This window comes from Chloroflexota bacterium (genome assembly GCA_034717495.1).
Classification (GTDB): Bacteria; Chloroflexota; Anaerolineae; order JAAEKA01; family JAAEKA01; genus JAYELL01.
Map to the genome: position 1 here is coordinate 122,856 of JAYELL010000091.1, position 19,608 is coordinate 142,463.

Below are 19,608 nucleotides of genomic sequence, written 5' to 3' on the forward strand. Positions count from 1 at the left end.
GCAGCCAGAGGACGGAAGCGGCGGTCCTTGGTCGGGTGGTCGGCGGTCTTCCGACGGCAGACTGCAGCCAGAGGACGGAAGCGGCGGTCCTCGGTCGGGGGCCAGATCTTCAGGCTACCTCGACGCCTGCGCTGCACAAAAAACGCTTGTCCTTTGCATTGGGCTATGGTATACTCGGAGCGTTGTATGAGCGTAACTATTATTGACCATGATCTCTGTACCGTGGTAGAGGCCCATGGTTCACTGGACCGGCGGGGAGCTCATGAGCTTGAAACCGCCCTCCGGTCCTTAATCGAAGACCAGGGGGTTGCCTGCATCGTGGTTGATCTGTCGGATGTTCCCTATGTCAGCAGCGCCGGCCTGCGGGTGTTGATTAGTGTGGCGCGGCGGCTGCGGAGTGAGCAAACAGGTGGCGACCTTTATCTGGCATCACCCAGCGATCGGGTTGTTGATACCCTGGATTTAGCTGGTCTTCAGCCGGTTTTTAATCTTTACGACAATCGTCAACAGGCTTTGCGGCAGATCGAATGCCTTGACCCGGATTCTGCCCCGGAGGACAAGCCGGTTGACAGACAGCCTGATTCTTCCGAGGATGAGCGACCTGGCGAATGAACCTTTCTCTTCTTGACGCAAGGAAAATGAACTCATGTCAGATACGGTTGTTGAACATGCCCAACTGAAGCGCTGCGATCTGCTGACGCTGCATGGCCGCATCGACGGCAGCAAAGCCCCTGCTGTAGAGGCCGAGCTAAAGGAAATCACCGACGCAGGGCGCTATCGCTTTGTTATTGATTTGACCGATGTAGCCTATATCAGCAGTGGTTTTCTGCGGGTGCTGATCTCGACGTTAAAATCTGTCAAGCGCTGGAACCGGGGCAATATTCATCTTGCCGGCATGTCCCCTCGCATCAGGGATGTCTTCGATCTGGCCGGACTGCTGCCCCTGTTTCAGGTTTACGACACGGTACCAGAAGCGGTCGGCGACTGGTAAACGCCAACGGTGTGGTTGGCCTAAGAGACCGTAGGGCGTTGTTGCCCGGACAGACCGCCAGTCCAGCGACGTGGAGGCCAAAAGGAGGGCTCCGGATACTGGGTGGCGGTCCTTTGTTTTATGGAATTATTGCGGGAGTCAATCAATGGCGCGAACTGAGGACCTGGTCATCAGTAGCGATCTGGATCAATTGCCTCGGGTTCTCGATTTCGTGCGCGAGGCCTGTAGGCTTGCAGCCATGTCGAACGACGATGCATTTGCATGCGAACTGGCGGCAGATGAGGCATGTACCAATATCATGGAGCATGCCTACGGAAGTTCCGGCGATGGAAAGATTAGAATCCAGTGCAGGTGTGAGGAAGATCGATTTTTTCTTATCTTCAGGGATCGAGGCGAGCCCTTTGATCCAGCCTTGGTCAAGGAACCAAACCTGGGCAGCGACCTGATGGAACGGGAAGTTGGGGGACTTGGATTGCATTTCATACGCAGCCTGATGGATGAAATCAGTTTCGAGTTCAATGAACTTGAGGGAAATACGCTCATCATGGTCAAGAGATTGGGGCCAGGCACTTAGGCCACGTACCGGTCAACCCCACACCTGGGCCTTCTTTGGCACGCTGCTGCCCGCCCTTTCAGGCTGACTATGACGACATCTTCTAACACGATATCTTTGGACCCAGAACCGAATCAACAGAACCTTTATCTGGCCGAACTCTCCGCGCTGACTGAGGCGGGGCTGGCTATTCTTCGGTCCCAGCTTGATATCGATGGACTCTGTGAGCTCGTATACGAGCACGTTGCCCGGGTCGTCGATGTCCAGGGATTCCATCTCGGTCTGTTTGAGAAAGAGAATTTCGATATCAAGGTATGGGTGCAGGAAGGGCAGCGGCGTAGTCCTGTTTCCTTTCCTTTGGCGGAAAACGAGGGGATCATCGGGTGGATGCGAAGCAGCCAGCAGGCGCTTCTCGTTCGCGATTTCGATTCCGAAATGGAAGGCCTGCCTGCCCGGCCAAGCTATCAGGCGCAAAAACCGCCTCGCTCAGCCATGTTTGTGCCACTGGTTGCCGGCGATCGAGTGGTTGGCACCATGTCGGTTCAGCATCCCAACCCCAACGCTTACAGCGATGACGATCTGGAAATCCTGGGCATCATCGCCAACCAGGCGGCCAGCGCCATAGTCAACGCGCGACTGTTTGAAACCGTCCAAAACCGAGCCGAGCAACTGGAAGCTATTGGGGAGGTAGCCCGCACCATAACCGCCGTGCTGGACCTGGACGAACTGCTTACCACCGTGGTTGAGTTGGTTCGTGAACGGTTTAGCTACTATCACGTCCAAATCTTCCTGGTAGAGGATGAATCCCATCGGGCGATTTTCCGTGCAAGCAGCGGCCATAATCTCAATAAACTGTGGCTGGAGCAGGGGCGCAGCCAACCGTTTGGCGAGGGAATCATCGGCTGGGTGGCCGAAACGGGCCAACCTCTTGTGTCCAATGATGTGACGACGGAGCCTCGCTATATCGCCGACGATCCGCGATTGCTGCCCGGTACCCAGTCCGAACTGGCAGTTCCCCTCAAAATCGAGGACAGGGTAATCGGTGTTTTGGATGTTCAGAGTACAGCGCTGGATGCCTTTGGGCAGGACGACTTGTTTGTATTTGACGCTCTGGCCAACCAGGTGGCGGTGGCTGTGGACGCGGCCTGGTCGTATCGTGCCCAGCAGGAGGAGGCCTGGATTACTACCGTGCTTCTCCAGGTGGCAGAGGCCGCCAACCAGGTCGAGACCCTGGATGATGTTCTGGGCAGCGTTACACGGCTCGTGCCAATGTTGACAGGCGTCAGTAGCTGCGCCGTCTGGCTTAAAAACGAGGAGTTGGACGAGCCTGTGTTGGCTGCAGCTCATGGCTTCGAGACACCCTGGCAGGAGGTCAGTGAGTCGTTGCGCTTCGATACATCGGAGGATACCGAGCCATTTCTCGTGTTGTTGCGGCAGAGGGGCCAATCCCTTGAGCTTTCGATCGACGATGACTTTCTATTGCCACGGGAATTGCGCCAGGCGCTTCCGGGTGACAAAGTGGTCCTGCTGCCCTTGCTGGCCCAGAATCAACAGATTGGTGCCCTGATGGTCAGTCTCGATAGTCAGGAGGTGCCGATCCGCCTGCATGGTAAACGCCTTGCCATGTTGTCTGGCATTGCCAATCAGGCCGCAGCAGCCATCGAAAGCGTGCGCCTGGCCTCGGCCCGGGAAGAGCAGGCGTGGATATCGTGGGCGTTGCTGGAGATTTCCCGCGCCATTGGCAATGCATCCTCCGTCGAGGAGATGCTGGATCACGTGGTGCGGCTGACGCCACTGCTCTCGGGAATCGACCGATGTGCCGTTCTATTGTGGGACCCTGAAGCGGAAGAATACTGGATTGCCAATGCATACTCAGGACGGGGCGTGTCACAGCCCAGTGTCCTGGAATGGCGGCTAAAACCGGGCGACTTCACCGCTCTCGATATGGCGATCGCTGAAAGACGCCTCCAGCGTGTTGACGATCCGGCCGATAGTGAGCTTGTGCCCTCTGCATGGAACGATCTGGTGGGCAGCAAGACCTTGATGGTGTTGCCGTTACTGGTTCAGGACCAGGTGTATGGCGCGCTCATGGTGGACGATATCGAGGTTCGCCACAAGATGAGCGAATATCGACAGGACATACTCGCGGGTATCAGCCAGCAGGTGGCTCTGTCTCTTGAAAACTTCCACCTTCAGAAACAGGAAGAGGAGCGCATACGATTGGGGCAGGAATTACAGGTGGCCCAATCCATCCAGGCCAGCTTCCTCCGGCAGGCGATACCTGTGATCCAGGGTTACGAACTGGCACACACCTGGCAGCCGGCCAACGAAGTAGGGGGAGACTTCTTCGACTTCATTCCACTTTCGGATGGACGGGTTGGTCTGCTCATGGCAGATGTTGCCGACAAAGGGGTGCCGGCAGCCCTGTTCATGGCGATCTCTCTCACATTGCTGCGAATATCGGCTCACAACTACCGGTCGCCGAAAGAGATGTTGGATCGGGCCAATCACCTGGTCCATGCCAACAACGATGCCGACATGTTTGTGACGACGTGGTATGGGATTCTGGATCCGGAGAAGCACCAGATCATCTATGCCAATGCCGGACACAGCCTGGCATTGCATGTACGGGCAAGTGATGGTGACATGCGTCAACTGAGACCGCCCGGCTTTCCACTGGGGATTCTGGAGAGCCTGGAGTCGCTCCAGGAGACAGCGACTCTGGCGCCGGGCGATCTTCTCGTGCTCTACACCGATGGTGTCGTCGATGCCCTGGATCCGGATGGTGACGAGTTCGGACAGGACCGTCTGGAGGGTGTGTTGTTTGGTCATCGACATGAGTCTGCTCAGCAAATTGTCGATGCAGTGGTAGCAGCTGTGCGGTCCCATGCCAGGGGTCATCCTTATACTGATGATCTCACGCTTGCTGTACTAAAGCACCTGGAGAACTGAGCTTTGAAGGTGAAATCGGGCGGAACTTGTGTTCGGCAGCCATCTGTGCTATAATGCCGTCATCTTGGCTGGGGTATACGCCCTGGTATTCCAGCGGTGCCTTGGCCCTTTTTTGTCCCAATGATTAAGGAGAGAAAATAGTGCCACTTAGTACGATAGAAAAAAACAGTATCACGAAGGAATACCAGGTACATCCTAGCGATACCGGTTCGCCTGAGGTTCAGGTTGCGCTGCTGACGCTGCGCATTAATCAGCTCATTGAGCACCTGAAGGCTCACAAACATGATGAGGCATCTCGCCGGGGATTGCTCAAGCTGGTTGGACAGCGGAGGCGCCACCTGGCCTATCTTAGCCACAAGGATCAGCAACGTTATCGTCTGCTGATCGAACGGCTCGGGTTACGGAAGTAGTGAGACGACAAGTCGGGTAGAAGGGGCAAGCAGCCTGGCTACCCGACCTGTTTTGTAAAGGTAAGACAGACAGATCAAATCATAATCGCACCTGCCACGCCGGCTCGATATCGAAGGGGGTTCAGGTATTGGGGAGTGTAGCTGATTTTCAGGCTTGCTGAAAAGCCAAGGCTTTTGGCAAGCAGTGACTCCGAAGATGCTCTGCTTCGGAACTCTCGGAAATACTCCCCAGTCCCTGACCTCTCCACCGAACTGGCACCCGCGACAGCGTATTTGTCGCGGGCCTGTCGCGTATGCAGCCCGGTTGGCACAGTGGGTTGGATGTTTTTGGTCTAAATCAAATGGTTTCGATGGTCTTAGGTAACATCGGGCCTCCAATCAAATTCATACCAAAGAGGTAAAGACTAACAAATGAGTATTCAAGAAATACAATACACCAGCCGGATCGGCGACCACGAGATCGTGGTTGAAACGGGCACCTTGGCCCAGCTGGCTGGCGGTGAAGTAACCATTAGCTCCGGAGATTCCGTACTGCTGGCAACGGCGACGGCCTCCAAAAAACCCCGCGAAGGGATCGATTTCTTCCCCCTTAGCGTTGACTTTGAGGAAAAACTCTATGCGGCTGGCCGCATTCCAGGGTCCTTCTTCCGGCGAGAGGGACGCCCTTCTGAAGGGGCGATTCTGACAGCTCGCCTGACCGACAGATCGTTGCGCCCTCTCTTCCCCAAGGGCATGCGCAACGAAGTGCAGGTCATCATCACCGCCTTGAGCTCCGACGGGGAAAACCTGTTGGATGTGTTGGCTATCAACGGAGCCTCCTGCGCGATGACCATCAGCAATGTCCCGTGGAATGGCCCGGTTGGTGCGGTTCGAGTCGGCTATATCGACGGCGAACTGGTTCTCAACCCCACCGCCTCCGAGATGAAAAACAGCACGATGGACTTGCGCGTCACCGGCACCGAAGACGCCATTCTGATGGTCGAGTCGGGTTCTGACGAAGTGCCCGAGGAACTGATCGTAGAGGCGCTGCGCTTCGCCCACGAGGGCATGCAGGACATCATCCAGATGCAAAATCGCATGCGGGATGACATCGGCAAAGCCAAATTCAGCTTCGAGGTTCCAGAGAGCAATACCGAACTGTTCGAGACTGTTGGGTCGCAGGTTGGTAGCCGGATGGAAGAGATATTGACTGGTGGCTATCTCAAGGAAGAACGCGGGGCCAAGCTGGGCGAGCTTCGCCTCGAGCTGGAAGAAACGCTGGGAGAGACCTACGAATCATCCGATATCGCCAAGGCATTTGATAGTCTGGTGAAGTTGGGCGTACGTGAATTGATTCTCAGCCAGGGGCTGCGACCGGACGGCCGCAAGAGCGACGAGATCCGATCGATCAGCTCGGCTGTAGGCATTCTGCCACGAACCCACGGCACCGGACTGTTTACCCGTGGTGAGACTCAGGTGTTGACCGTTGCCACCCTTGGCACGCCGCGGGAGGCCCAGGACCTGGACACCCTGGCGCCTGAGGATAGCAAACGCTATATTCACCACTATAACTTCCCGCCCTACTCAACAGGTGAGACCTGGTTCATGCGTGGACCCAAGCGCCGCGAGATTGGGCATGGTGCCCTGGCAGAACGGGCCTTGCTACCAATGATCCCGCCGCGGGAAGAATTCCCCTACACACTGCGTCTTGTGTCCGAATCGCTCAGTTCGAATGGTTCCACTTCCATGGCCTCGGTCTGCGGCAGCACCCTTGCCCTGATGGATGCCGGTGTGGCCATTCAGGCACCGGTTGCTGGTATCGCCATGGGGCTGATCAGCGATCAGGAAAACGGACGCTATGCGATCCTTTCCGATATTCAGGGTATGGAAGACCACCTGGGAGATATGGACTTCAAGGTGGCGGGCACCGAGCATGGCATTACTGCCCTGCAGATGGACATCAAGATTGCTGGCCTGACCACGGAAGTTATGGCAGAGGCCCTCGAGCAAGCTCGTCTGGGTCGTCTGTATATTCTGGGGAAGATGCTGGAAACCCTGCCCGAAGCCCGCGAGACGATGTCGCCATACGCACCGCGTATCATCACCCTGAAGATCGATCCAGAGAAGATCGGCAAGGTGATTGGACCCGGTGGCAAGATGATCCGGGCGCTTCAGGAAGAGTACGAGGTCAAAATCGACATCGACGATGACGGTCTGGTCTATGTGGCCGCTCCTGACGGCACCAAGATCCAGGGAGCAATTACCCAGATCGAGGCGCTGACCGAAGAGGCAGAGATCGGAAGGGTCTACACAGGCACGGTTGTCCGAACCGAGAATTACGGCGCCTTTGTGCAGATTTTGCCGGGCGTTGATGGCATGGTTCACATCTCGCAGCTTGCCGACTACCGTGCCCCGTCCGTTGAGGATGTGGTCAAGGTAGGTGATGAGGTCATGGTCATGGTGATCGACATCGATCCCTCCGGCAAGATCAAGCTGAGTCGCCAGGCGGTACTTGAGGGTTGGACGGCCGAGGAAGCTCGCCAGCGCGACCGTAAGGGTAGCTCCCGGGGTCGCTCTCGCTCTTCCGGCGGCGGCTATTCAGACTCCGGAAGGGGCTCGCAAGGAGATCGGCGCCCTCGCCGTCGTTAGACCATCAAGTGAAAGAGGTCCGACATCTGGGCTTCTTTTGAAGAGTAATCACTGCCTGATTCAGCCGTAAGGCCAGGAATTCCGCAGCCCAACGTGACCACTTTGATCGTGCATCGAAGCCGGTGAGGTAGTTGGGTTGGGCTCGGATCAACAGGCATCAAATCACAGGTTGTGGCAATAAAAAGTGTGTTTCAGGTATGAGCGAAGACAGAGAACGTAATGCCGGGCCGGTTGGCCTGAACCAGGAATTTGAGGCTGCCAGCAAAGAATCGGAGGACTATTCCTTCGGCGGTAACTACGAGTTGCCCGAAGAGCCCGTCACCGACGAAAAGATCCGGGCGAGTAGGCCCAGCAGGTTGCGAACAACCGGATACCTTGTCCGGGAGATAGCTGAAACTGTGGTGCCTGCCATCATCATCGCGCTGCTGATCCATGTTTTTCTTGCGCAGGCGACCCGGGTGTATGGGCAGAGTATGGAGCCCAATCTCCATACAGACATGCGGCTTGTCGTAGAGAAGATCTCCTACCGGTTGCATGGACCGGATCGGGGTGACATCGTAGTGCTCCGGCTTCGCCCGGGGGAAGAATTGTTGATCAAGCGGGTCATTGGGTTGCCGGGTGATGAGGTGGCGATTCATGATGGTGACGTTTTCATCAACGGTGAGCCCCTGGATGAACCCTATCTGAATCAAGAGACCCGCGGCAATCTGGCGTCGCGCGTCGTACCTCCGTTGCATGCATTTGTCATGGGAGACAACAGGCGTGCCAGCAACGATAGCCGGTCGTTTGGACCGGTGCACCTGGATAACATCATCGGGCGAGCCTGGTTTGCTTACTGGCCGCCTGACGTCGTCGGGTCACTGGATTGACCTGTCAAAGTCAGGTCGGGACCGTGTGATGACCGGAAAAAAGACAAGAATAGCAGCGTGACAGGTTGCCTGCCTGTCACGCTGTTTTAGTTGTACCCTTTTCTCCTCTTCTGCAACCTGTGGTAGGATATCAGGGACGACATATCTCTGGTGTACGCCTGTTTGACGGAGGCTGTCGAGACTTCAGGCGGTTCAGAGACGACACATTGTGGATCGTATTGCTATGACTGTGCGTTGGAGTTCCTTCACGAAGGGTGTTATGGTCGTCGGCCTGCTTCTGGCTGGCGTGTGGCTGCTCAACCGTTTCAACGCGCTCATTGCCCCCACGATCACGGCGTTGCTTGTTGCCTATCTCCTCAATCTTCCCGTCAACCTGCTAATCCGTAGAAGCGGTATATCTCGCACGTTGGCGACGGTTCTCGTTTTTTTGGTAGCCATCGTCTTGCTGGTCGCAGTGCCCGCGCTGCTTGGTCCACGCCTGGTGGATCAAGTTGTGGCGCTTCAGATTGACCTGCGAGGCGTGGAGTTGGGACTGCAGCATCTCTTCGCTGAACCGATCGAAATCCTGTCCGTTCGCATTGAACCCCAGACCCTCTTCGACCAGATAACCCGCACCCTGGGTGAACTGCTATCTCCGGTAGCTGGCGGCGCGCTGGCTGTGTTGGCCGGGGCTTTTCAGACCCTGGGCTGGGTTCTGTACGTGCTGGTGATTTCCTTCCTGTTGGTCAAGGACGCGAATGTTATCGGCAGTGCCATCGGACAGCGGATTCCACCCGATATAGCCCCTGATTTCTATCAACTGGGGCGAGAACTGAACGATATCTGGAACGCGTTTCTGCGAGGCCGGCTGGTGCTGGGCATGGTCATCGGGTTCATTGCTGCTGTGGCAATGACGATCATTGGCATGCCCAACCCGGTGACGCTCGGTATCATTACAGGAGTCTTGACGTTCATTCCTACCATCGGTCCCTGGTTGGCCGGTATCCTGGCGGTTCTGGTGGCTCTCGGTAGCGATAATACCTTGTTGGGCTTCAGTAACTTCTGGTATGTTGTCCTGGTAGCGGGAATCTACTTCATTCTCTTCCAGATCGAGAGCCTATATTTGTTGCCTCGCATTGTGGGACGGCGCGTGCAATTGCATCCGCTCGTAGTGATCGTGGGTACCCTGGCCGGCGCGCTGGTGGCCGGCGTTCTCGGAATCCTGCTGGCGGCGCCAGTGATCGCCTCGGCGCGCGTGCTCCTGAGCTACATCTACCATAAACTCCTGGATCAGGAACCCTTCGGTCCGCCTCAGGAGATTCCTGAGAATATGGGCATCGACTGGCGAGGATATATCCATGGACATCCAATCAGCGCCGTTCTCTTCGACCTGGACGGTACATTGGTCGAGACCGACGATAATGCCGTCGACGACTTAGCCACCCGGCTCGCCCGGTTCCGCCTGTTTCTGCCACAGGGGGATTCTCAGCGAGTCGCTCGCCGTCTGCTGATGTGGGCCAGCGAGGAGTACAATCGCTGGCTTGCCATTCTGGATCGTTTTGGCCTGGACAACTCGGCCCAAAACCTCATAAGGTGGCTGGGGCTGGTTCAAGCCCAATCGATTCCTGACCTCGTGCCGGTCGATGGCGCACTGGAACTGTTGCACCGATTAGGGGGGCGGTACCGACTGGGCATCGTCAGCACGCGATCTGAAGAAGAGATTCGCTCTTTTCTGGATATTCATGGGCTGAATGGGCGAATGCAAGTGGTGGTGGGTTGCGATACCACCGACCGGATAAAACCCCATCCGCAGCCGATTCTGTGGGCAGCGGACCAACTCGGCGTGTTCCCCGATGATGTCGTCATGGTTGGGGATACCTTGGTTGATATCCGCTCAGCCAAGGCTGCAGGGACTCTGGCGGTTGGTGTTCTGTGCGGTTTTGGTGAACGGGAGGATTTTCAACAGGCTGATCTCGTTCTGGAAACCACCGCTGATCTGGCCGAGTGGTTGTGACGCTTGATTAAACGTTAGGATAGCTCTAATGTCTCTCGACTCGAACCTTGTCGACCTGGTTGCCATGGGTCGAAAGTTGATGGACCACCGGATGGTCCGCGGTACGGCCGGCAATCTCAGCCTGCGCTGGGATGAGCTCTGCTACATTTCGCCACGGGGTGCACGGCTCGATCAACTCAGCGTCGCCGATTTTGTGCCTCTGAATATCCATGACAGGAATACCTGGCAACTGGAACGGGCCTCCCTCGAGTCGGCCATGCATCTTGCCTGTTACCGTGCTCGTCCCGACATCAAAGTTGTGGTCCATGGGCACCCATCGAACTGTATCGCTCTGGGTTGTGCCGGATTGTCATTGAAAGCGATCACGCCTGAGTTCTACCGGGAACTTGGCCCTGAAGTGCCGCTGTTACGATACTACACCCCTACGACCCAGGAATTGGCCGATGCGGTTGGGGAGGCGATGACCCGAAGCGATGCGGTGATCCTGCGAAACCATGGCATGACTCTGGCCGCCCCTTCGCTGGAGGATGCGTTGGCTCGGACTCTGATGCTTGACGAAGCGGCACGCATCGTGCTCTGGTCCCATGCCGCTTCCGGCGCCAGCCTGGTTCTGACCGCTTCGGACCTGAAACGGTTGGAGGAATTGGATGATCTCTATCACCATGACGGCCCCGGCTTGAGCGATGAGTCCTGAGCAATCCCTCGTGCCCTGGTTATGAGCAATCCTGATCCACGCCGGCTGGCTTACTGGTTGTCAAAGGATGTGAACAAGGCCATTCGCGACTTTACCATGATTGAAGATGGCGACCGGGTGGCTGTGGCGGTTTCGGGAGGGAAGGACAGTCTGAGCCTGTTGCGTTTGCTGGATTGGCGCCGGACATCGGTGCCCGAGTCCTATGAGTTGGCTGTCGTTCACGTGGTTGGGGATACCCGCGGTTCACAGATTCCCGTGTGCCAGCCTCTGATCGATTGGTTGGAAGCAGAGGGCTATCCCTTTCTGGTCGAGCCACTGTACCTTTCTGAAGAGGAGTCCCTTCCCCTCAACTGCCAGCGGTGCACCTGGAACCGACGGAGAACTCTTTTTGAAGCTGCCCATCGCCTGGGCTGCAATGTTGTTGCACTGGGCCACCATGCCGACGACCTGGCAGAGACTACGGTGCTAAACCTGTTTGTGGGAGGGCGAGTCGAAACCATGGCGCCGGCTGCCAACTACTTCGACGGATTGCTTCGGCTGATCCGCCCGCTATGCAAAGTGCCTGAGACCGAGTTGCGTCGCTTTGCCCGGGCGTGTGACTTCCCGCCACCCCCGCCCGAGTGTTCGAGAAGCGATCAGAGTCGCCGCCAGGTTGCCAAAGATATACTGCGCCAGGCGAAAAAACTATCTCCGGATGCCAGGGGAAATCTCCTGCGGGCGGGTCTGAAATATCGCGACTGAGGTGTGACGATGAAACTGCAACGTTATTCTGACGCCCCTATCATGGTGCCCGATTCGAACTGCGGATGGCAGTGCTACAACGTTTTCAACCCTTCTGTGATTCACCACAACGGGCTTTTTCACATGCATTACCGTGCCCAGGGCCTGGATTGGTCCAGTCGCATCGGTTATGCGGTGAGCCAGGATGGTATTAACTGGAATCGCCTGCGGGATCCGGTGCTGGTACCTCGGGATGCCAGCGATTCCCGCGGGGTCGAGGATCCCCGTGTGACTGAATTGCACGGTACCTTCTATATGTGCTACACGGCCTATGGGCGTGAGTTCTCCGGAGAGGGCGAACCGACCCATCTGGGTGGCGGCATCCTTCCCATGATCGCCCGCAGTGAAAATCTGATCACCTGGCAGCGGATGGGCCCCATCGTGCGGGGTGAGAATAACAAGGATCATGTGCTCTTTCCCCGCAGAATCAATGGGCGCTTCGCCGCGCTACATCGTCGTTGGCCCAATGTCTGGATTGCCTATTCCAATGATTTGATGACCTGGCGCGAGGAAGATATGGCCATGATCTACGGCCCGCGCGAGGAGAATCCCGATGCCTGGGACCACGAGAGTGTGGGCAGCAACGGTGTGCCTATCGAGACCGAAGAGGGCTGGTTGCTGGTTAACCATGGCTACAACGAGGATCGGATCTATAAGTTTGGTGTATGCCTGGTCGATCTTGACGATCCGACCCGGGTGATCCGCCGTCCCCAAAGGGCCATATTCTGGCCCGAGGAGCTTTGGGAGCTGAAAGGTGATGTACCCAACGTGGTCTTTTCCAACGCCAATCCTGTGGTGGATGGCACCATCTACGTCTATTATGGCGGCGGCGACCATGTCATCGGCCTGGCTACCTGCCAGCTGGATGAATTGCTTGACTTTGCGCTGAACGGTTAGAGAATGAAATCTGTCAAATTGATGACCGTAAGCCGGCATATTGTTTCGTTGGGAGGACTTGCTGTATACTTCGATGCGTGGCAGGACGAGCGACACCAAGAGCAATTGATTGCGGACCGTTCCACCCGCATACCATGAGTCGATGCATTGGGGGTTAATAGGCAGATAGGGATTGAGAGGATGATTGAACAGGTTAAGACACTGGTTGAGGAGAGGGACACTTTTGTGGCCATTGAGTTTCTGGAACGCAACGAGGATCGTCGATCAGCTGAATACAGCTCTTGGCGTATTCACCACCGCATGAGGGCTACCAGTTGATGGGCGAAAAACGATCCAAAGGCCCGGCTACAGCCAGTGATTTGCTGCCCACCGGCAAGATCCTGCATGGCGACTGCGTCGAAATCCTCGATACGCTGCCCCCCCAGTCGGTTGATCTGATCTTTGCCGATCCCCCTTACAATCTCCAACTGCGAAATGAACTGTGGCGACCCAACATGACCAGGGTCAATGGCGTTGAGGATGACTGGGACCAGTTCGCCAGTATGCAGGCGTATGACGATTTTTCTCTCGCATGGCTTCAGGCCGCTCGACGGGTTCTCAAGGACACCGGAACGATTTGGGTCATTGGGTCCTATCACAACATTTTCAGGGTGGGCGCGATCATGCAGGATATGGGTTTTTGGTTCTTGAATGACATTTTATGGGTCAAGACAAACCCCATGCCCAATTTCCGCGGCGTGCGTTTCACCAACGCCCACGAGACCTTGATCTGGGCCACCAGGTTTCAGGGTGCTCGCTACACCTTCAATCATCACGCGATGAAAGCACTGAACGGTGGCAAACAGATGCGCAGCGATTGGCACCTGCCCATCTGCTCCGGTTCTGAACGTCTGAAAATCGACGGGCAGAAGGCTCACTCGACCCAAAAGCCGGAGGCGCTGCTCTTCCGGGTCATACTCTCCGCCAGCAAGCCGGGCGATGTCGTCCTTGATCCATTCTTTGGAAGCGGCACCACCGGCGCTGTTGCCAGGAAGTTGCATCGTCGTTGGATCGGTATTGAGCGCGAAGAGCACTACATCGACATGGCGCGCCAGCGCATCGACGCGATCAAGCCTGAGCTGTTGGACGCTGCAACCTTCGATGTCGGTGACAGGCGCAGGGCGCTGGCTCGGGTGCCCTTCCCCAGTCTGCTGGAGCAGGGATACCTGCGGCCTGGTCAAAAGCTCTTCTTTCGTCGGGACCGCCAGGTGGTTGCCCATGTGAAACCTGATGGCAAGTTGCGGGTGGAAGCAGATGGGTTTGAGGGTTCGATTCATCAGGCGGGCAGGCACCTGATGGCTGGAAAGCCCTGCAATGGCTGGGACCACTGGTATTTCCGGGATAGGCACGAGGCGCTGCTTCCCATCGACGTGTTGCGCGAGATGGTGCGGAAGGAACGAGGTGAGTAGGTGAGTCAATCTCCCAATTGTCGTCCGGCGCTGGCATTGATACCTGCCTACAACGAGGCTGAGAGGGTTGGCCCGGTGGTTGTGGAAGCCAGCCAGCATCTGCCGGTACTGGTGGTGGACGATGGCTCCAGGGATGCCACTGCTCAGATCGCTGAGCAGGCGGGTGCGACGGTACTTCAACAGGTTCCCAACCAGGGCAAGGGTGCGGCGCTGCGGGCGGGCATGCAGTGGGCACTCGACCGCGATTATCAGGCAGTTGTTACCCTTGATGCTGATGGCCAGCATGACCCCGCAGAGATCCCTCTGTTTCTCGATGCCTGCGAAAAAAGCCATCCGGACCTGATCATCGGTGCCAGGAACTTTGAGCAGATGCCTGCGATCCGGCGCATGTCCAATATGGTTGGCCGCTGGAGTTTCTCCTGGGCACTGGGACAGCAGGTTCGCGATAATCAGTCTGGCTATCGCCTTCTCAACCGGCGCATGATGGAAGCGGTGCTGGGCAGTCAGGAACAAGGGTTTGAGTTCGAAGTCGAGATGATCGTTACCTGTGTAAGGCAAGGGTATCAGTTGGAGTGGGTACCTATCAGTACTATCTACGCCGGTGAGACGAGTCACATTAATCCGATGGACCATGCGGCGAGCTGGGTTCGCATGGTTCGCCAGACGAGAAAAAAGATGAAACCGTAGGGGCAGGGTCTCCCCGCCCTCCGCCCATAATCGTCAAACCAATTGAAACGCAGCCGAATCAATTCCAGGAGGTAACTATGAGCGAGCAACAATGGAATCAACCACCCGAGATGGTGATCGATCCGGAAAAGAACTATGCAGTCACTATGGAGACCACCAAGGGCCTGATCGAGATCGAACTCTTTCCTGAAGACGCCCCAAAAACGGTCAACAACTTCGTTTTTCTGGTTCAGGAAGGTTTTTACGACGGAGTGAAATTTCACAGGGTGATCCCCAACTTCGTCATCCAGGGTGGCGATCCGACAGGCACCGGGCGAGGAGGACCGGGCTATCGATTTGAGGACGAGCTCATCGGCAATCCGATGAAGCATGGAACGGGTTATCTGTCGATGGCCAATGCCGGACCCGATACCAACGGCAGCCAGTTTTTTATCACCCACTCCCCCCAGCCCCATCTTGACGGGCGACACACTGTCTTCGGCAAGGTGACCAATGGCATGGACGTTGTCAACGACATCCGCCAGGGTGATTCCATGACCACGGTGACCGTTACCGAATCATAAACGATTGGGCAGTTTGCGCCATTCTTTTCGCTTTCCCCGGCAGGCTCTCAGCGTTGGTTGAGAGCCTGTTGGTTGTACGATAACATGGATTGCACAAGGGGCAACCAGGTGCTGTTGGACCGTGGGTGAGGGTATTGCAGCTTACTGGCTGGGTCACCAAAAAGAGTCATGGTATCGATCACATCGTGATAGGCTAACGTGTGCTGAAAGTAGAATAGCTCTGAGGCATTGACCGCGTCACCTATCCGTTCGATGCGATCCTCCAGGAACGACTGAATCACGCCCTGGTTGAAAAGCCTCATGGCACTGAAGGTGTGTATCCCGGCCCCGGAAAAATCGGCGACCGATCCCCGATCGGAATGCCGGACCAGGAAAGACTCTCCCAGGCTCTGGGTACCCGTATAGGTATGGACAAAATAGCCTGTCGTACAGGCGAAATGGGCGGTCATGGGCCAGTTGGTATTGGGCTGCAGGCCATCGATCTCCGGCAGGCCGAATAAGGCACCGCCGCCCCAGCGAAAGGTGTTGCCATGGCCGTACCACTGGAAATAGAGCGCGCCTTGATCGAATGCATTCCAGACCAGGCTGTTGAAATCGTCCCACGTGTTGGCATCGCTTTGGGGACAGATAGAGGGGTCCCCGAAGTAGACCTGTTGGTCGTGATAATAACCTGGCAACCAGTCCGCCCTGAGCATGTTGCTGACAGCCTGAAAGTTCCCGGCGTGGTCGTTGCACCTTCCCGCGCCAAACCAAACCCTGCTTTGCCAGTCATCATCGGGCAATCGACCGGCATTCTCGTTGGCCAAAATCTTGGTGACGGCATTGTTTACCTCGCTGGCTGAATTGGCAGGAATGCGTCCAATTGCCATATCGGGCATGTAGTCATCAGGCCCATCCACGCTCACAAAACGGCTGTCGGCGGGTGCTTCCCCGAGCAACGGATCAACATGGGCCAGATAGGGTGGGATCAGGTTGTGGAGGGCAGGATCGGTCGCGTAGCGCAGATCGAGCGTAGTATCTCCCACCAGAAGCAGGTAGCCTACCGGATCCTCGTTCTGGTTCCAGTTCCAATAGGCGTAGGTCAGGAAATCCCGGATTGCCTGAGGATTGGCCCTGCCAAAGCTCAACTCATCGTAGATATCCTGCACGTCGACCTTTGCTACTCGAAAACCCTCCGCTGCGCGATGGTCCAGCAGGGGCTGCACGGCGCTGCTCAACTCGTCGCCGATCGTGTTTCTCAGTCCGATTCGTGTTCGTGATGAACCGATGACGGCGATGTAGTCGTAGCTATGATCGGGCGACATCCAGTTCGACAGCTCGTTCATCTCAATGGCCAACGGGGCTAAGAGGGTATCGGCGTCCATTGCGCTGAGCATGTAGGCAGGGTCCGGTTGGGCCTCATCCCAGAAGCTGAGCTGATAGCTGCTGCCGGTCCAGTGCGTGGCTGTCGTTTCCAGTCTTACAGGGTGTTTCGTATCGCGAACGTCGTACACTGCGACCTCGTCGGTGCTGAAATCGTTGACCTGCACCTCATTGGCGCCTTCCGCCAGGCTCTCGATATACAATCGATCGTTCTGAGCATTCGCTTCAGAAGGATATGTGACTTCGACCCAATCGGGCCAAAGATAATAGCTCACCGGGTCGGGAAGCTGGTTGCGATCTGCCTCGATGATGATCTGGTTGCTCGGATTGTTCAGCCAACCGACCGGCAACGTTTCCTCGATGGCTATCTCCGGCTGGGTGGTAGCATCCCAGAAATAGTCCCCGACATGGGTAGCATTCAACCAAAGACCGGCATAATGGTCCGGGTTCTGGGGCCGCGGGACTACCGAATGGATCACCGCTCGCAGTTCGGCTGTGCCATCGGTCAGAGGGTCGAAGAGCTCCAACGGGTAGGTCCAGCTGATCGTTTGCGTGCTGGTGTTTACCCCCCGCTGTTCATCGAACCAGTGGTCTTCTTCTATGGGACGCGGAGAAAATCCGCCGTAATGGCGGTCAAATTCCACATGTTCGGTCCTGGAAATCGTCGTTATCACCGGTGCATTGGGGTCAGGTACCACTGCCCTCTCGCCAATCCGGGCGCCAGATGCCGCCCCACCGTAGGTGAACTGGTAAACGTCATGGTTTTGCCACCGACCTGTGTAGGGCTCGGCGTAAAACAGAACCAAATCACCCGGGTTGAAGTTGCCATCTTCTTCGCCAGTTACCTGGATGTCGATCTCCTCTCCTTCATGGAAGACATGGAAGGTCCGGGGATCGACAGTTGAAACCGGCACGCCGCCGGCATTCAGCTCTGCATAGGTCAGCCGGTACAGCCCCCGCTCACCGGTACGGATTCGCAGGGCGCCGTCGCCAGCCAGCATCATGGGATTTCTGGTGGACCGGATGGCCTGGCGGGGGGTGGGCGACTCGGTGGCGTCGTCGTTCATATCGACTGTTACCAGGATGTCTGGATGGTAGCGGAGCTGCCCGCTTCGCGGGTTGTACTGGAAGGGGTATACGATTATGGGTAACAGCCATTTGCCTCGTAGCCGCTGGGGCGCTTCCCAGGTCACCAGTTGTGCCGGATAGAATGCGTCCTTCTGGTAGATTTCCGGATCTGGGCGATCGATCTCTGGCCAATAGTCCGGCCATGCACCGAGAGCCTGGGCTGTCGCGAACTCGGGGGAGAAGTCAGGCACAGGCACGGCCGGCAGTGATATGGTCTTGTCGATCAACTCCATGGTCCTGGACTCGAAACTCACGTCAAACCCGGTGCCTGCGGGGAGCTCCACCAAAAGGGTCGTTACCGGCAGTTGGGGGGCACCAGGCAAAGTGTTCTGTTCATAACCGGGCACGTGGATACCCTGGCCGGTGATTTCGTAGGCGGTCGTTAGAATCTGTCGTTCGAAGAGACGCTCAGGCGGCGGGGCCGCCAGGGCAGCGATCGGTTGGGTGAGTAGCGTGCCGACAAGCAGCAGCACGAGGACTTCTTTAGTCCGCGGCCATGGTTTAGCTTTTTTCATAAATAGGTCTCCGGTACCGGGGTGATCAGGCGTTGCCCGCCACTTCATAGCCTGCCAGCGCTTCCAGCGCCTTGATCAGGGCGTGGTTTCCGTCACCGCCCAGGCCCCGCGCTTCCAGCGTTCGGTAAAGCTGAAAGATCAAACCGGTGCCGAGCAGGGGAGCGCCGTTCTGGTCAGCTGCTTCCAGCACCAATCGTAGATCTTTCTGTTGCAGAGCCACGGTGAAGCCGGGGCGCCAGTCCCGTTCCAGTATCTGGGGGCCGCGATTGCTAAGCATCCAACTGCCTGCTGCACCTGCCTCTACCGCCTCCAGGGCTCTGTTGAGGTCTACGCCACCAGCCTGGGCCAGCATCAAACCTTCGGACATGGCGAGGCAATTGCCCACTACGATCACCTGGTTGACCAGCTTGACCGTTTGACCGGCGCCATTGGGGCCCACATGGGTGATCCGTTGGCCCATGGCCTGCAGCACCGGCATTGCCCTGGCAACGGACTTTTTATCTCCCCCGACCATGATGCTCAGGGTGCCATTGGCGGCGCCTTCACTGCCGCCGCTGATAGGCGCGTCGAGCATCTGGGCTGATTTTTCAACCAGGGCAGCTGCAATGTCCCGGGTTACGGCCGGGCTGATAGTGCTCATGTCGATGACCAGGCTGTCTGGCTGCACGCCGTGAATAATCCCCTGCTCGCCCAGGATGACTTGCTGCACATCGGGGGTGTCGCTGACACAGGTGATGATGATATCGCTACGGGCAGCCACATCGGCAGGACTGTCTGCGACAACTGCGCCGGAATCAGCAAGGGTTTTCGTGCGGGCCACAGTGCGATTCCAGACTGTTAGTGGGAACCCGGCCTTGAGAATGTTTGCCGCCATGCCGCGGCCCATAATGCCCAGGCCGACGAAGCCGATTCGTTCTTTCATAGCTGTGTTTCTCTCCTAACCTGGACAAACCGGAGGACCACAGATTTACGCAGACCTCCGGCGCAGACTATCGCCGATCTTTTCTGATCTTTCTTGGATTGATCTGCGTCCATCTGCGTTTATCAGCGTCATCTGCGGTTGTGTTTTTATTCTTTTCACTGCTGATTTACGCAGACCTCCGGCGCAGATTTTCGCTGATCTTGTTTGGATCGATCA

At 56.8% G+C, this 19,608-nt stretch carries 17 protein-coding genes; 15 read left to right on the forward strand and 2 right to left on the reverse strand.

Annotation, left to right across the window (positions count from 1 at the left end):
- The 15 genes from U9R25_16595 to U9R25_16665 all read left to right on the forward strand — a co-directional run.
- On the forward strand, positions 1–206 hold a 206-nt coding region (locus U9R25_16595; GenBank protein ID MEA3337519.1), incomplete at its 5' end, for a hypothetical protein.
- Positions 187–612 carry an STAS domain-containing protein gene (locus U9R25_16600; GenBank protein MEA3337520.1) on the forward strand — a complete coding sequence of 142 codons (426 nt, stop codon included), beginning with the start codon at positions 187–189 and terminating at the stop codon, positions 610–612. The genes U9R25_16595 and U9R25_16600, both read left to right, overlap by 20 nt.
- A gap of 34 nt (positions 613–646) precedes the next feature.
- Positions 647–991: an STAS domain-containing protein gene (locus U9R25_16605; GenBank protein ID MEA3337521.1), complete on the forward strand. Its 345-nt coding sequence runs from the start codon at positions 647–649 to the stop codon at positions 989–991.
- A gap of 145 nt (positions 992–1,136) precedes the next feature.
- Positions 1,137–1,565 (forward strand): ATP-binding protein, encoded by a 429-nt coding sequence (locus tag U9R25_16610; protein MEA3337522.1) that lies wholly within the window; start codon positions 1,137–1,139, stop codon positions 1,563–1,565.
- Between the two features lie 96 nt (positions 1,566–1,661).
- Complete coding sequence (locus U9R25_16615) at positions 1,662–4,496, forward strand: GAF domain-containing protein (GenBank protein MEA3337523.1); 2,835 nt, start codon at positions 1,662–1,664, stop codon at positions 4,494–4,496.
- Between the two features lie 140 nt (positions 4,497–4,636).
- Positions 4,637–4,906, forward strand: a complete 270-nt coding sequence (gene rpsO, locus U9R25_16620; GenBank protein ID MEA3337524.1) for a 30S ribosomal protein S15 — start codon at positions 4,637–4,639, stop codon at positions 4,904–4,906.
- A 411-nt stretch (positions 4,907–5,317) separates the two neighbouring features.
- Entirely contained in the window at positions 5,318–7,534 is a 2,217-nt protein-coding gene (locus U9R25_16625; protein MEA3337525.1) for a polyribonucleotide nucleotidyltransferase, read from the forward strand.
- Between the two features lie 197 nt (positions 7,535–7,731).
- Positions 7,732–8,403 carry a signal peptidase I gene (gene lepB / locus U9R25_16630; protein MEA3337526.1) on the forward strand — a complete coding sequence of 224 codons (672 nt, stop codon included), beginning with the start codon at positions 7,732–7,734 and terminating at the stop codon, positions 8,401–8,403.
- A 223-nt stretch (positions 8,404–8,626) separates the two neighbouring features.
- Entirely contained in the window at positions 8,627–10,396 is a 1,770-nt protein-coding gene (locus U9R25_16635; protein MEA3337527.1) for an AI-2E family transporter, read from the forward strand.
- Positions 10,397–10,424: 28 nt separating this feature from the next.
- Positions 10,425–11,090 carry a class II aldolase/adducin family protein gene (locus U9R25_16640; protein ID MEA3337528.1) on the forward strand — a complete coding sequence of 222 codons (666 nt, stop codon included), beginning with the start codon at positions 10,425–10,427 and terminating at the stop codon, positions 11,088–11,090.
- Positions 11,091–11,111: 21 nt separating this feature from the next.
- Positions 11,112–11,831, forward strand: coding sequence for an ATP-binding protein (locus U9R25_16645; protein MEA3337529.1), 720 nt, complete (start codon positions 11,112–11,114; stop codon positions 11,829–11,831).
- Positions 11,832–11,840: 9 nt separating this feature from the next.
- Positions 11,841–12,767, forward strand: coding sequence for a glycosidase (locus U9R25_16650; protein ID MEA3337530.1), 927 nt, complete (start codon positions 11,841–11,843; stop codon positions 12,765–12,767).
- Between the two features lie 317 nt (positions 12,768–13,084).
- On the forward strand, positions 13,085–14,215 hold the full coding sequence (locus U9R25_16655; protein ID MEA3337531.1) for a DNA methyltransferase: 1,131 nt from the start codon (positions 13,085–13,087) through the stop codon (positions 14,213–14,215).
- Entirely contained in the window at positions 14,216–14,902 is a 687-nt protein-coding gene (locus U9R25_16660) for a glycosyltransferase family 2 protein (GenBank protein MEA3337532.1), read from the forward strand.
- 77 nt (positions 14,903–14,979) lie between these two features.
- Positions 14,980–15,465 (forward strand): peptidylprolyl isomerase, encoded by a 486-nt coding sequence (locus tag U9R25_16665; protein ID MEA3337533.1) that lies wholly within the window; start codon positions 14,980–14,982, stop codon positions 15,463–15,465.
- Between the two features lie 47 nt (positions 15,466–15,512).
- Here U9R25_16665 and U9R25_16670 read toward each other — a convergent pair whose 3' ends face one another.
- Positions 15,513–18,470 carry a C25 family cysteine peptidase gene (locus U9R25_16670; protein MEA3337534.1) on the reverse strand — a complete coding sequence of 986 codons (2,958 nt, stop codon included), beginning with the start codon at positions 18,468–18,470 and terminating at the stop codon, positions 15,513–15,515.
- Positions 18,471–18,495: 25 nt separating this feature from the next.
- Entirely contained in the window at positions 18,496–19,392 is an 897-nt protein-coding gene (locus tag U9R25_16675; GenBank protein MEA3337535.1) for an NAD(P)-dependent oxidoreductase, read from the reverse strand.
- Positions 19,393–19,608 lie beyond the last annotated feature (216 nt).